The organism is Pseudomonas sp. P5_A12 (assembly GCF_056400685.1).
Genome location: NZ_JBFUKU010000171.1, coordinates 1 through 12,169, shown reverse-complemented (window position 1 = coordinate 12,169; position 12,169 = coordinate 1). Strand labels below are relative to the sequence as shown.

At 60.1% G+C, this 12,169-nt stretch carries 10 protein-coding genes and 1 pseudogene; 5 read left to right on the top strand and 6 right to left on the bottom strand.

The features are described 5' to 3' along the window. Positions 1-261, top strand: a pseudogene (locus tag AC1DSG_RS20515) (amino acid ABC transporter ATP-binding protein); the annotation flags it as partial. Beyond that, complete coding sequence (locus AC1DSG_RS20510) at positions 258-1,124, top strand: transporter substrate-binding domain-containing protein (RefSeq protein WP_477792517.1); 867 nt, start codon at positions 258-260, stop codon at positions 1,122-1,124. The pseudogene AC1DSG_RS20515 and the gene AC1DSG_RS20510, both read left to right, overlap by 4 nt. 73 nt (positions 1,125-1,197) lie before the next feature. Here AC1DSG_RS20510 and AC1DSG_RS20505 read toward each other — a convergent pair whose 3' ends face one another. Further along, the gene (locus AC1DSG_RS20505; protein ID WP_477792516.1) at positions 1,198-2,394 is read right to left on the bottom strand and encodes an AAA family ATPase; all 1,197 of its coding nucleotides are present in this window, start codon (positions 2,392-2,394) and stop codon (positions 1,198-1,200) included. Positions 2,395-2,571: 177 nt separating this feature from the next. Between AC1DSG_RS20505 and AC1DSG_RS20500 the strand changes: the two genes are divergently transcribed. Genes AC1DSG_RS20500 through AC1DSG_RS20490 form a run of 3 tightly spaced genes read left to right on the top strand, consistent with a single transcriptional unit; the run spans position 2,572 to position 7,783 of the window. Next, on the top strand, positions 2,572-3,675 hold the full coding sequence (locus AC1DSG_RS20500) for an efflux RND transporter periplasmic adaptor subunit (RefSeq protein ID WP_477792515.1): 1,104 nt from the start codon (positions 2,572-2,574) through the stop codon (positions 3,673-3,675). Further along, the gene (locus AC1DSG_RS20495; protein WP_477792514.1) at positions 3,672-4,736 is read left to right on the top strand and encodes an efflux RND transporter periplasmic adaptor subunit; all 1,065 of its coding nucleotides are present in this window, start codon (positions 3,672-3,674) and stop codon (positions 4,734-4,736) included. Before AC1DSG_RS20500 ends, AC1DSG_RS20495 begins: the two co-directional genes overlap by 4 nt. Next, positions 4,733-7,783 (top strand): efflux RND transporter permease subunit, encoded by a 3,051-nt coding sequence (locus AC1DSG_RS20490; RefSeq protein ID WP_477792513.1) that lies wholly within the window; start codon positions 4,733-4,735, stop codon positions 7,781-7,783. Before AC1DSG_RS20495 ends, AC1DSG_RS20490 begins: the two co-directional genes overlap by 4 nt. A 111-nt stretch (positions 7,784-7,894) precedes the next feature. On the opposite strand, the gene AC1DSG_RS20485 is transcribed toward AC1DSG_RS20490, so the two are convergent. From AC1DSG_RS20485 to AC1DSG_RS20465, 5 genes are all read right to left on the bottom strand, one after another. Then, positions 7,895-8,524, bottom strand: coding sequence for a class I SAM-dependent methyltransferase (locus AC1DSG_RS20485; protein WP_477792512.1), 630 nt, complete (start codon positions 8,522-8,524; stop codon positions 7,895-7,897). Between the two features lie 186 nt (positions 8,525-8,710). After that, the gene (locus AC1DSG_RS20480) at positions 8,711-9,067 is read right to left on the bottom strand and encodes a DUF6124 family protein (protein ID WP_477792511.1); all 357 of its coding nucleotides are present in this window, start codon (positions 9,065-9,067) and stop codon (positions 8,711-8,713) included. 424 nt (positions 9,068-9,491) lie between these two features. Next, complete coding sequence (locus AC1DSG_RS20475) at positions 9,492-10,136, bottom strand: methionine ABC transporter permease (protein WP_477792510.1); 645 nt, start codon at positions 10,134-10,136, stop codon at positions 9,492-9,494. After that, positions 10,126-11,247 carry a methionine ABC transporter ATP-binding protein gene (locus tag AC1DSG_RS20470; RefSeq protein WP_477792509.1) on the bottom strand — a complete coding sequence of 374 codons (1,122 nt, stop codon included), beginning with the start codon at positions 11,245-11,247 and terminating at the stop codon, positions 10,126-10,128. The genes AC1DSG_RS20475 and AC1DSG_RS20470 overlap by 11 nt, the downstream gene beginning before the upstream one ends. A gap of 2 nt (positions 11,248-11,249) precedes the next feature. Continuing rightward, on the bottom strand, positions 11,250-12,059 hold the full coding sequence (locus tag AC1DSG_RS20465) for a MetQ/NlpA family ABC transporter substrate-binding protein (protein WP_477792508.1): 810 nt from the start codon (positions 12,057-12,059) through the stop codon (positions 11,250-11,252). Positions 12,060-12,169: the final 110 nt, after the last annotated feature.

Below are 12,169 nucleotides of genomic sequence, written 5' to 3'. Positions count from 1 at the left end.
GTCAAGGAGGTGTTGGAAGTCATACAGGACCTGGCCCGTGAAGGCATGACCCTGTTGATCGTCACCCACGAAATGGCCTTCGCCCGCGCCGTGGCCGATCGCATCGTGTTCATGGATGGCGGGCGAATTCTTGAGCAAAACCCTCCCGAGATTTTCTTTACGAACCCGCAAACCGCACGAGCGCAGCAGTTCCTGGAGAAGTTCTCCTACGTCGCCGCACTACCCCAAACGACTCAAACAAAGGAACTGGAACTGCTATGAAAACTGCCAAGACTTCACTGCTGCTACTCCCGCTGCTCGGCCTCGCGCTGCTGGCCGGTTGCAACAAAACCGAAGAACCCGCCAAGCCTGCCGCGACCAGTGCCAGCTACCTGGAAAAAATCAAAGCCCGGGACAAGCTGATCGTTGGCGTCTTTACCGACAAGCCACCCTTCGGCTTCGTCAATGAAGCCGGGCGCTACGTCGGTTTCGATACCGACATTGGCCGTCAATTCGCCAAGGATCTGTTAGGCGATGAAAACAAAGTCGAGTTCGTCGCAGTGGAACCGGCCAGCCGGATCCCGTTCCTGCAAAGTGACAAGGTCGATCTGATCCTGGCCAACATGACGGTCACCCCGGAGCGCAAGGAAGCGGTGGAATTCACCAACCCGAACCTGAAAGTCGCGGTACAGGCTTTGGTACCACAAGCCAGCACCGTGAAAAACCTCGATGACCTGGCCACGCGCACGACCATCGTCACCACTGGTACGACCGCGGACATCTGGCTGACCAAAAACCATCCGGACTGGAAACTGCTGAAATTCGAGAAAAACTCCGAATCGCTGCAAGCCCTGGCCAATGGTCGCGGTGATGCGTATGCGCAAGACAATCTGGTGCTGTTCAGCTGGGCCAAACAGAACCCTGGTTATCGCGTGTTGAGCCAGACCCTGGGCGCCGAAGCACCGATTGCCCCGGCCGTGAAGAAGGGCAATATCGAGCTGCGAGACTGGGTGAACGCCGAGCTGGCGAAGCTGGGTGAGGAGAAATATCTGCTCAAGCTGTACGACCAGTATGTACGCAAGGAACTGAGCGATGACACCAAGCCTGAGAGCGTGATTGTCGAGGGTGGGAAGTGGCAGGGGTGATTCTTCAACCTTTGCGGTGATCTTTCGGCCGTCATCGCGAGCCTGCTCGCGATAGCGGTATTTCAGTCGCCGATCAGTCCGGCCAGTTCCACGCGGGCTCATCCAGCATCCGCTGCCCGACAATCCCGGTCTGGCCGAGGTTTTTCTCCAGCACGATGCAATTGCATTCGGGGTCCTCCTGCAACGCCGAAATCAACCGCCGCGCATGGGACACCACCCACACCTGACACTGCTCCGACGCCCGGATAATCAACCGCGCCAACGCCGGCAACAGGTCTGGATGCAGGCTGGTTTCTGGCTCGTTCAGCACCATCAGCGTGGGTGGGCGTGGCGTTAGCAGCGCAGCGACGAGCAGCAAATAGCGCAGCGTCCCGTCCGACAATTCGGCGGCTGATAGCGGCCGCAGTAACCCTTCCTGATAAAACTCGATGGAAAACCGTCCGCCGGCCAGGGGTTCGATGTGGAGTCTCGCACCGGGAAAGGCGTCGCTGATCGCGGCTCGCAAAGCCTCGGGGTCGCCGATTTCGATGATGGTCTGCAAGGCTGCCGCCAGGTCGCGACCGTCGTGGTGCAGCACTGGCGTGCGGGTGCCGAGTTGCGGCTGGCGCACGGGGGCGTCGGCGTCACTGCGAAAATGATCGTAGAAGCGCCAGCGACGGATGAATTCGCGTAATTCCAGAACCTCCGGCGAAGAACGCAAACTGCCGACTTGATCGAACAGGCTGTCGAAATTCGGCGTGTGTTGGGCCAGTRCATCCCAGCTGCGATTGGCTCGGGCACGTATCATCGGGCCGTTGCGATCCACCAGCAGACTCGCCGGGCGATAGATCGGGCCGGCCCAGACGCACTCACGCTTGATTTGCGGGTCGAGGCTGAAACGTGACGGAATAGGGAAAGGGTGTTCGGGCAGCATGAAGTGGCCGTTGGAATCGGGCAGTCCGAGGCTGATCGAATAGCTGAAATCCTCGCTGGCAAACCCCAGTCGCAGTCGCTTTACGCTGTGTCTCACCGTTGCCTGGACCGGGATTTCACCACTGCGCATGCGCCGGGTAATGTTTTCCGGCCCGGCCCAGAAGGTCGAATCCAGCCCGCCCTCACGGGCCAGTGCATTGACCACGCCGCCCTGAGCGGTTTCCGCGAGCAGGCGTAGTGCCCGGTAAAGATTGGATTTGCCGCTGCCATTGGGGCCGGTAATCAGGTTCAAACGACCCAGCGGGATAACCAATTTATTGATTGAGCGGTAATTGGCCACCGCGAGGGTGTTGAGCATGTGCATTCCTTGGCGGGATCAATCGGCGGGCATTGTCGAGTATGCGCAGCCGTCCATGGCAAGTGTTTTCGGCTTAAATTATTACAACTTTTTTCTTCATGAGCCGGGGTGTGCAAGCCAGGAACGCTGCTCTAAGCTCTGTGTCGTGTTGTCCATGAAAAAGGCCAAGGAGTTTGCATGGCGGTTCCCGGATTGAAAGCCATTCTGGCCTTGAGCGTCGTCACCCTGCTGACGGCGTGCGATAAAAAAGAGCCCGTCCAAGAATACCTGCCAAGGGTGTTCATTCAAGTCGTCCAACCGGCGGATTACGCCGCCCCAGTGACCCTCACCGGCGACATCCAGGCCCGGGTACAGACAGAGCTGTCGTTCCGCGTCGGTGGCAAGATCATCGAGCGTTCAGTCGATGTCGGTGACCGGGTGACGGCCAAACAAGTGTTGGCCCGGCTCGATCCCAAAGACTTGCAGACCAATGTCGACTCGGCCCAGGCGCAAGTCGTCGCCGAACAGGCCCGGGTCAAACAGAGTGCAGCGGCGTTCATGCGCCAGGAAAAACTCCTGCCTAAGGGCTACACCAGCCAGAGCGAGTACGACGCGGCCCAGGCGGCGTTGCGCAGCAGTCAGAGCGCCTTGAGCGCGGCCCAGGCGCAGTTGGCCAATGCCCGGGATCAACTGAGCTACACCGCACTGATTGCCGATGCCCCTGGCATCATTACTGCGCGTCAGGCCGAAGTCGGCCAGGTGGTGCAGGCAACGATGCCGATTTTCAGCCTGGCCCGGGATGGCGATCGGGACGCGGTATTCAACGTTTATGAAGCGCTGCTGGCCGAGAAGCCAACGGATGACACCATTGTCCTCAGCCTGCTCGATAACCCCGAGATCAAAACCACCGGCACCGTGCGCGAAGTGACCCCGGCGGTGTCCGCACAGTCCGGCACCGTGCAGGTCAAGGTGGGCATCGATAGCCTGCCGCCGGGCATGCAACTGGGTTCGGTGGTGAGCGCCACGGCCAAGGGCGCAGGCAAGTCGGCGGTCGAGCTGCCGTGGTCGGCTCTGACCAAAAATATCAGTGAGCCCGCCGTCTGGCTGGTCGACGACAAGGGGCAGGCGCAGTTGCACAACGTCACGGTTGGCCGCTACCTGACAGGCAAGGTCATCATCAGCAAAGGGCTTACAGGTGGGGAAAAAGTCGTGATCGCCGGTGGGCAGTTGTTGCACCCGGGCATGGAAGTCGAGATTGCCGAAAATACCTACAAGGATCTGGGCGGGGGAGCCAAGCCATGAAGCTTTTATGGGCGTTGTCCATCGGGCTGGTGCTGAGCGCCTGCTCCAAAAACGAGCCGCCGCCGGAACCGGTACGTCCGGTGCTGTCGATCAAGGTCCAGGCGTTGAACGAAGAGGATCTGGGCCGCTTTGCCGGCAGCATTCAGGCGCGCTATGAAAGCAATACCGGCTTTCGCGTGGCCGGGCGAATCGCCAGCCGTAACGTCGATGTCGGGGCCGAGGTCGACAAGGGCACGCTGCTGGCCACCCTTGATCCTTCCGACCAGCAAAACCAATTACGTTCAGCCCAGGGTGACCTGGCGAAAATCCAGGCGCAACTGATCAATGCCCAGGCCAACGCCGAGCGGCAGCAGTCGTTGTTTGATCGCGGGGTCGGCGCGCAGGCGAAGCTGGACGATGCCCTGACTCAGCTGAAAACCACCCAGGCTTCCCTCGACCAGGCCAAGGCAGCGGTCAATCTGAGCAAGGATCAACTCGGCTATACCGAATTGCGCTCCGACCACAAAGCCGTGGTCACCGCGTGGAACGCCGAGGCCGGCCAAGTGGTGAGCGCCGGCCAGCAGGTGGTGACCCTGGCGCAACCGGACATCAAGGAAGCGGTGATCGACCTGCCCGATACTCTGGTTGATCAATTGCCCACTGATGTGGTGTTTCAGGTCGCTGCCCAACTCGATCCGAACACCAACACCACCGCAACCATCCGCGAAATCGAGCCCCAGGCACAGAGTGCCACGCGCACCCGTCGTGCGCGCCTGACCCTCGCTGAAACGCCGCCAGGCTTTCGTTTGGGCACCGCGATCAGCGTCACCCTGAGCTCGGCGATCAAGCCGCGCATCGAACTGCCCCTCACCGCGTTGCAGCAGGTCGATGGCACACCACGCATCTGGGTGATTGATCCACAGACCAAAACCGTTTCGCCCAGAGACGTCAAGATCATCAGCCGCACCGACAGCACCGTAGTGCTGGCCGGTGGCGTAAAGAACGGCGAGCGAGTGGTCAGTGCCGGCGTACACAGCCTCAAACCGGGGCAATCAGTGAAATTTGACGAGGACAGTCAATGAAAGGGCCTTTCAACCTCTCCGAATGGGCCCTCAAGCATCAGTCGTTCGTTTGGTATCTGATGTTCGTCGCGTTGCTCATGGGGGTGTTCTCGTATTTCAACCTGGGGCGCGAAGAAGACCCTTCGTTCACCATCAAGACCATGGTGATCCAGAGTAAATGGCCGGGTGCGACCCAAGAGGAAACCCTTAAACAGATCACCGACCGCATCGAGAAAAAACTCGAAGAGCTCGATTCTCTCGACTACGTGAAAAGCTACACGCGGCCCGGCGAATCCACGGTCTACGTGTACTTGCGCGACACCACCAATGCCAAAGACATCCCGGAAATCTGGTACCAGGTGCGCAAGAAGATCAACGACATTCGTGGGCAGTTCCCCCAAGGCATGCAGGGCCCCGGGTTCAACGACGAGTTCGGTGACGTGTTCGGTTCGATCTACGCCTTCACCGCCGATGGCCTGACGATGCGTCAGTTGCGCGACTATGTGGAACAGGCCCGCGCCGAAATTCGCGGCGTGCCGGGGCTGGGCAAGATCGAGATGGTCGGCCAGCAGGACGAAGTGCTGTACCTGAATTTCTCCACACGCAAACTCGCGGCGCTGGGCATCGATCAGCTTCAGGTGGTGAAGAGCCTGCAATCGCAGAACGCCGTGACCCCGGCGGGGGTGATCGAGGCCGGCCCGGAGCGGATTTCGGTGCGGACCTCGGGGCAGTTTGCCTCGGAGAAAGACCTCGCTGAGGTCAACCTCAAACTCAACGACCGTTTCTATCGTTTGGCTGACATTGCCGAAATCAGTCGCGGCTACGTCGATCCGGCATCACCGGAGTTCCGCTTCAACGGTAAACCGGCCATCGGCCTGGCGATTGCCATGCAGAAGGGCGGCAACGTCCAGGCGTTCGGCAAGGCATTGCATGAACGGATCGACCAATTGACCGCCGACCTGCCAGTGGGGGTCGGCGTGTACAACGTGTCCGATCAGGCGGTGGTGGTGGAAGAGGCCGTTGGTGGCTTTACCAGTGCGCTGTTCGAGGCGGTGATCATCGTGCTGGTGGTCAGCTTCATCAGCCTCGGTGTGCGTGCCGGGCTGGTGGTGGCGTGCTCGATCCCGTTGGTGCTGGCAATGGTGTTTGTGTTCATGGAGTACAGCGGCATCACCATGCAGCGGATCTCCCTTGGCGCACTGATCATTGCCCTCGGCCTGTTGGTGGACGACGCGATGATCACCGTGGAGATGATGGTCACGCGCCTGGAACTGGGCGAGACCAAGGAGCAGGCGGCCACGTTCGCCTACACCTCCACCGCGTTCCCGATGCTCACCGGTACGCTGGTGACGGTGGCGGGCTTTGTGCCGATCGGCCTGAACGCCAGCTCCGCCGGGGAGTACACCTTCACGCTGTTTGCGGTGATTGCCTGCGCGATGCTGGTGTCTTGGGTGGTGGCGGTGCTGTTTGCGCCGGTGCTCGGCGTGCACATCCTCAGCACCAAGGTGAAACCTCACAAAGAAGAACCCGGGCGTGTCGGCAAAGCCTTCAACGGCGGCTTGCTGTGGTGCATGCGCAATCGTTGGTGGGCCATCGGCATCACCGTGCTGTGTTTCGCGTTGTCGGTGTACAGCATGCGCTTCGTGCAGAACCAGTTCTTTCCGTCTTCGGATCGCCCGGAAATCCTGGTGGACCTGAACCTGCCACAAAACGCCTCGATCGAAGAAACCCGCAAAGCGGTCGATCGCCTCGAAGCCGAGCTCAAGAATGATCCGGACATCGTGCGCTGGAGCACCTACATCGGCCAGGGCGCGATCCGTTTCTACCTGCCACTGGACCAGCAACTGCAAAACCCGTACTACGCGCAGCTGGTGATCGTCAGCAAAGGTCAATCCCGTGAAGCCTTGAGCCAGCGGATCCGCGATATCCTGCGCAAGGACTTCGTCGGCATTGGCGGCTACGTCCAGGCCCTGGAAATGGGCCCGCCGGTGGGCCGTCCGATCCAGTACCGGGTCAGCGGCAAGGACATCGACCAGGTTCGCCGTCACGCTATCGACCTGGCCACCGAAATGGACAAGAACCCGCACATCGGCGAGATCATTTACGACTGGAACGAGCCGGGCAAAGTGCTGCGCATCGACATCGCCCAGGACAAGGCGCGACAACTGGGGTTGTCTTCCGAGGACGTGGCCAACCTGATGAATGGCATCGTCAGCGGCGCGCCGGTGACCCAGGTCGATGACGATATCTACCTGATCAACGTGGTCGGCCGTGCGGTGGACTCCGAACGCGGCACACCGGAAACCCTGCAGAACTTGCAGATCGTCTCGCCGAACGGCACGTCGATTCCGCTGCTGGCGTTTGCCACGGTGCGTTACGAACTGGAGCAACCGCTGGTGTGGCGACGGGATCGCTTGCCGACCATCACCATCAAGGCCGCCGTGCGCGACGACATTCAGCCAACGGACCTGGTGAAAGTCCTCAAGCCGTCCATCGATGCCTTCGCCGCCACGTTGCCTGTGGGATACAAAGTCGCCACGGGCGGTACGGTTGAGGAGAGCGGCAAGGCCCAGGGGCCGATTGCCAAGGTCGTGCCGTTGATGGTGTTTTTGATGGCAACCTTCCTGATGATCCAGTTGCACAGCGTGCAGAAGATGTTCCTGGTGGCCAGCGTCGCGCCGTTGGGCCTGATCGGCGTGGTGATCGCGCTGGTGCCGACGGGCACGCCGATGGGCTTTGTGGCGATCCTCGGGATCTTGGCGCTGATCGGCATCATCATTCGTAACTCGGTAATTCTGGTGACCCAGATCGATGAGTACGAGAAGAAGGGCTATGCGCCGTGGGACGCGGTGGTACAGGCCACCGAGCATCGCCGCCGGCCGATCCTGCTGACGGCGGCGGCCGCGAGCCTGGGGATGATCCCGATTGCCCGGGAAGCGTTCTGGGGGCCGATGGCTTACGCGATGATTGGCGGGATCATCGTCGCGACGTTGCTGACGCTGCTGTTTTTGCYGGCGCTTTACGTGGCCTGGTACAAGATTCGCGAGCCGAAGAAAGAGGCCCAGTAACAAATGATCGTTCCCACGCTCCGCGTGGGAATGCCTCTCGGGAAGCTCCGCGTCCCTGGGATGTGACGCAGAGCGTCACTGGCTGAATTCCCACGCAGAGCGTGGGAACGATCAATCGGCGCGCCGCCAGACACTCGCCAACCAAGGCTGCTGCTCCCGCGGCAGCCCCGCTGGCCGGTAGTAATGCTCCAACTCCACAAACCCCGCCTCGGTCAGCAAATCCTGCCACGCCGCAAGGTCGTGATACGCCCCATACCGCGGCCCGTTCCAGCCCTCCTGATTCTCCCCACGGGGATTGGAACTGAACAACACCCCACCCGGTTTCAACGCCCCACGCAATTGCTTCAACACTCGCGGCAGTTCCTGGCGCGGGATGTGAAATAGCACTGCATTGGCAAAAATCCCGTCGAAGCGTTCGGCCGGCAAATCCAGCTTCAAGAAGTCCTGCTGCCAGACCTCGCAACCGCTGTCCTCACGCGCCATCTGTGCAAACTTTTCCGAACCGTCGAGGCCGACGGCGGTATGCCCCATGCGCGTGAAGGTTTGCAGGTCGCGGCCGGGGCCGCAGCCGAAGTCGAGAATGTCGAACGGTGCCTCGCCTTGAATGTGTCGCAACAGGGCATCAATGTTCTGGCTGACATCGTGATCACGAGTGCCGTCGCGAAAACCCTCGGCCACCGAGTTGTAGTGGCCCAGGGTGGTGGCGGTGATCTGCTGGAGGTCGTCGGGAGTCTGTTTCATGAGCGGGCTGCGCAGGCAATTGGGGTTTGCCGAATATACGCCATGAGGCCGGTGGCTGCTTCGCAGCCCATCGCGAGCAGGCTCACTCCCACATTTAACCGCGTCGGACTCAAATGTTGTGTCCACTGAAGATCAACTGTGGGAGYGAGCCTGCTCGCGATTACGGTAGGACTGACGACCAAAAACTCAGCCCTGCTTCATCCCCAGACAATCAATGGAGCGATCAACCATGGCTTTGGCAATCTCCAGCAAATGCCAGACCGAAAACACCATGGCGCGCTCCGCCCCTTTGAGGTGATCGCCACACTGATACGCCGTCACCGAAGCACAGCGCAGCAGGTCGGCGACATAGAGCTGGGTGTCTTCAAAGCTCACATCCTCGCTGACGTTGTAGAAGCGCAGTTCATCGGGCGGTGAGGGTTGATCGCCAGTGAGGTAGAAATCAATGGCACGGTAGAGCGCTGATCGATCCCGGAGCGAGTCGTCAGTGGCGGTTTCGTTAGTGGAGGTTTCGGGAGGTGGATCGGGTACAGATCTTTTCATTGGTAAAACTCCGATGTAGTTGGAGCCAACCGATTTCGCGACTAAACGAATAGGGGGTGGCGGCTGCACGCAGGTTAGTCGACCGGACACCGGGAACCGGCGCACCCGAAGGTGCCCTACGCACAGCCACCATAGATTTCAGGCCATAAAAAAACACCTGAATATGGGTAGCACTATGCGTCCGGTCCGGGCGACTAAACCCGATCACTGATGAGCAGTGAAGGACCGAGACTAGCCACCGAATTTGGCAGGCGCAAGCGAGCGGAATGATCTAGGAAATGTCCTGCAAATGAAAGGGAACGGACCTTCGGAACCTCTGATTTTCCTGTACGAAAACTTACCCTTTGGCGCGGAGATTGTCTTAATGCCAGTCAGTCAAGCCGCGCCAGCTGCTACAAAGTGTGTGTCGCGGCGGCCATCTCGGTTAACGTTTGTTGAGCCCGCGAGCCAAGCGATCCCCACCGAGCTGAATCACCGCCACCAACGCCACCAGCAACACGATTACCGTCAACATGATCTGACTGTCAAAGCGCTGATACCCATACCGATACGCAATGTCACCCAACCCACCGGCGCCAATCGCCCCGGCCATGGCCGACGAGTTGATCATCGTCACCAGGGTAATCGTGAACCCCCCGACAATCCCCGGCAGCGCTTCGGGAAGCAGCACATGCCAGATAATGTGCCAACGCCGGCAGCCCATCGCTTGTGCGGCCTCGATCAAGCCGAAATCCACCTCACGCAAGCTGACTTCAGCAATCCGTGCAAAGAACGGCGTCGCGGCGATGGTCAGCGGCACGACGGCCGCCCAGACGCCATACGTGGTGCCGACGATGAGTCGGGTAAACGGAATCAGCGCCACCATCAGAATCAAGAACGGAATCGAGCGGAACAGGTTCACGAACGCGCCCAAGGCGCGGTTCAGGGTCGGTGCTTCGTAGATGCCACCCTTGGAACTGGTGACCAGAAACACCGCCAGCGGAATACCCGCCAACAGTGCAATCAATGACGACACGCCGACCATCAGGAAGGTGTCGATGAAGCCTTGCAGCAAGCGATCAAACCACATAACCCAGCACCTCCACTTGTTGTGCAAACTGGCTGGCGCGCTGGTTCAATTCTTCGGCATCGAACGGCGAGCCAGTGACCGCCAACAACAACTGCCCCAGCGCATGGCCCTGAATCCGTTCCACGCCACCTTGCAGCAAGCGCACGCGTCCACCGAGGGCGCTGAACAACGCGGCCAGGTCCGGCTCATCGGTGGCACTGCCGGTGAACTGCAAACGCAACACAACAGCAGCATTCACAGAGTACGGGTGTGTCTGCAAGCGGCTTTGCAGTTCTTCCGGCAGGGCGTGTTGCAGGGGGGCAAGCAAGGTCTTGCTCACCTCATGCTGCGGGTTGCCGAAGACTTCCCACACCGGCCCTTGCTCGACGATTTTGCCGTGTTCGAGCACCACGACGCGGTCGCAAATATCGCGGATCACCGCCATCTCGTGGGTGATCAAAACGATGGTCAGACCGAGGCGCTGGTTGATCTCGCGCAGCAGGCCGAGGATCGATTGGGTGGTCTCCGGGTCCAGCGCCGAAGTGGCTTCGTCGYAGAGCAAAATCGCCGGGTCATGCACCAACGCGCGGGCGATGCCCACACGCTGTTTCTGCCCGCCGGACAACTGCGCCGGATAGGCCGCGTGCTTGCCTTGCAGGCCCACCAGCTCCAGCAGTTCTCTCACCTTCTGCTCGCGTTTTTCCTTGGGCACACCGGCGACTTTCAACGGCAACTCAACGTTCTGCCACACCGTTTTGGCCGACATCAGGTTGAAGTGCTGGAAGATCATGCCGATCCGTCGGCGCAGCGCCACCAGGCGGTCTTCATCGAACTCGCCGATGTCCACCTGATCGATCAGCACACGCCCGGTGCTCGGTTGCTCCAGGCGGTTGATGGTGCGGATCAACGACGATTTGCCGGCACCGCTACGGCCGATAATGCCGAACACTTCACCGCGCTGGATCGCCAGGTCGATGCCGTGCAACGCCGCCACCGGACCTTGCTGGCCGTTGTAGGTTTTACCCAGACCGATGAAGCGCACATGGGCCCGATTGAGCTCCGGGTGCAGTTCGGTGTGTCGGGCGTTTTTGAGCTCTGGAATCTCCAGTCGCAATTGAGTGGCGGCCGTCATTCTCAGCTTTCCCAACCGGCTTGATAGAGCTTGCCGTGGGCCTTGTCCAAGGCGGCACGAACGGCTGGCGAGTGCTGGTAAATGTCGACGAATTTGATCAAGCGCGGGTCGGTTTTACTCTTAGGCTGGATCACGAACTGGATCACGTATTCCTTGTGGTCGAGGCCGTCGAACAGCAGGGCAGAGTTGGCATCGAAGGTCTTCGCCAGACGGATGTAGGCCGGGTAGCCCTGGACCAGATCAGCATCGTCGTAGGCGCGAACCAGCTGCACGGCTTCGACCTGCAGGATCTTGATGTTCTTCGGGTTGGCGATGATGTCGTCTTCGGTGGCCTTGTAGCCGACGCCAGGTTTGAGTGTGATCACGCCAGCCTTGGCCAGCAGTTGCAGGCCGCGTCCGCTGTTGATCGGGTCGTTGGCGATGGCCACGCTGGCGCCTTGCGGAAGCTCGTCAAAGCTTTTGTATTTCTTCGAGTAGAGGCCGACGTTGTTGATGATCCCCGGCGCGAACGGCACCAGGTCAAAACCGGAAGCGGCCTTGGCGTTTTCCAGGAACGGCACGTGCTGGAAATAGTTCACGTCGATGTCGCCGGCCGCGAGGCTGACGTTAGGGGCGATCCAATCGCTGAACTCCACCAGGTCGACTTGCAGGCCTTGTTTTTTGGCTTCTTCGACGGCGGCTTCCAGGGGAATGGCGAAGGCGGCGGTGGTGCCGATTTTCAGCGGTGCTTCGGCGGCGAAAACCGCCGAACTGAACAGGCCGAGGGCCAGGGCCAGTGCTTTGACTGGTTGAGAGAGGTAGGTCTTGGTCATGATGAGGTTTCCAGTCATAAGTTTTTTGGGAACAACAGAGATCAACTGTGGGAGCTGGCCTGCCGGCGATAGCGGTGGGTCAGTTGAAGTTGTGCTGGCTGACACAACGC

Coding starts and splice junctions, on each gene's coding strand:
- AC1DSG_RS20510 (WP_477792517.1), top strand. CDS start 258: ATGAAAACTGCCAAGACTTCACTGCTGCTACTCCCGCTGCTCGGCCTC.
- AC1DSG_RS20500 (WP_477792515.1), top strand. CDS start 2,572: ATGGCGGTTCCCGGATTGAAAGCCATTCTGGCCTTGAGCGTCGTCACC.
- AC1DSG_RS20495 (WP_477792514.1), top strand. CDS start 3,672: ATGAAGCTTTTATGGGCGTTGTCCATCGGGCTGGTGCTGAGCGCCTGC.
- AC1DSG_RS20485 (WP_477792512.1), bottom strand. CDS start 8,524: ATGAAACAGACTCCCGACGACCTCCAGCAGATCACCGCCACCACCCTG.
- AC1DSG_RS20480 (WP_477792511.1), bottom strand. CDS start 9,067: ATGAAAAGATCTGTACCCGATCCACCTCCCGAAACCTCCACTAACGAA.
- AC1DSG_RS20475 (WP_477792510.1), bottom strand. CDS start 10,136: ATGTGGTTTGATCGCTTGCTGCAAGGCTTCATCGACACCTTCCTGATG.
- AC1DSG_RS20465 (WP_477792508.1), bottom strand. CDS start 12,059: ATGACCAAGACCTACCTCTCTCAACCAGTCAAAGCACTGGCCCTGGCC.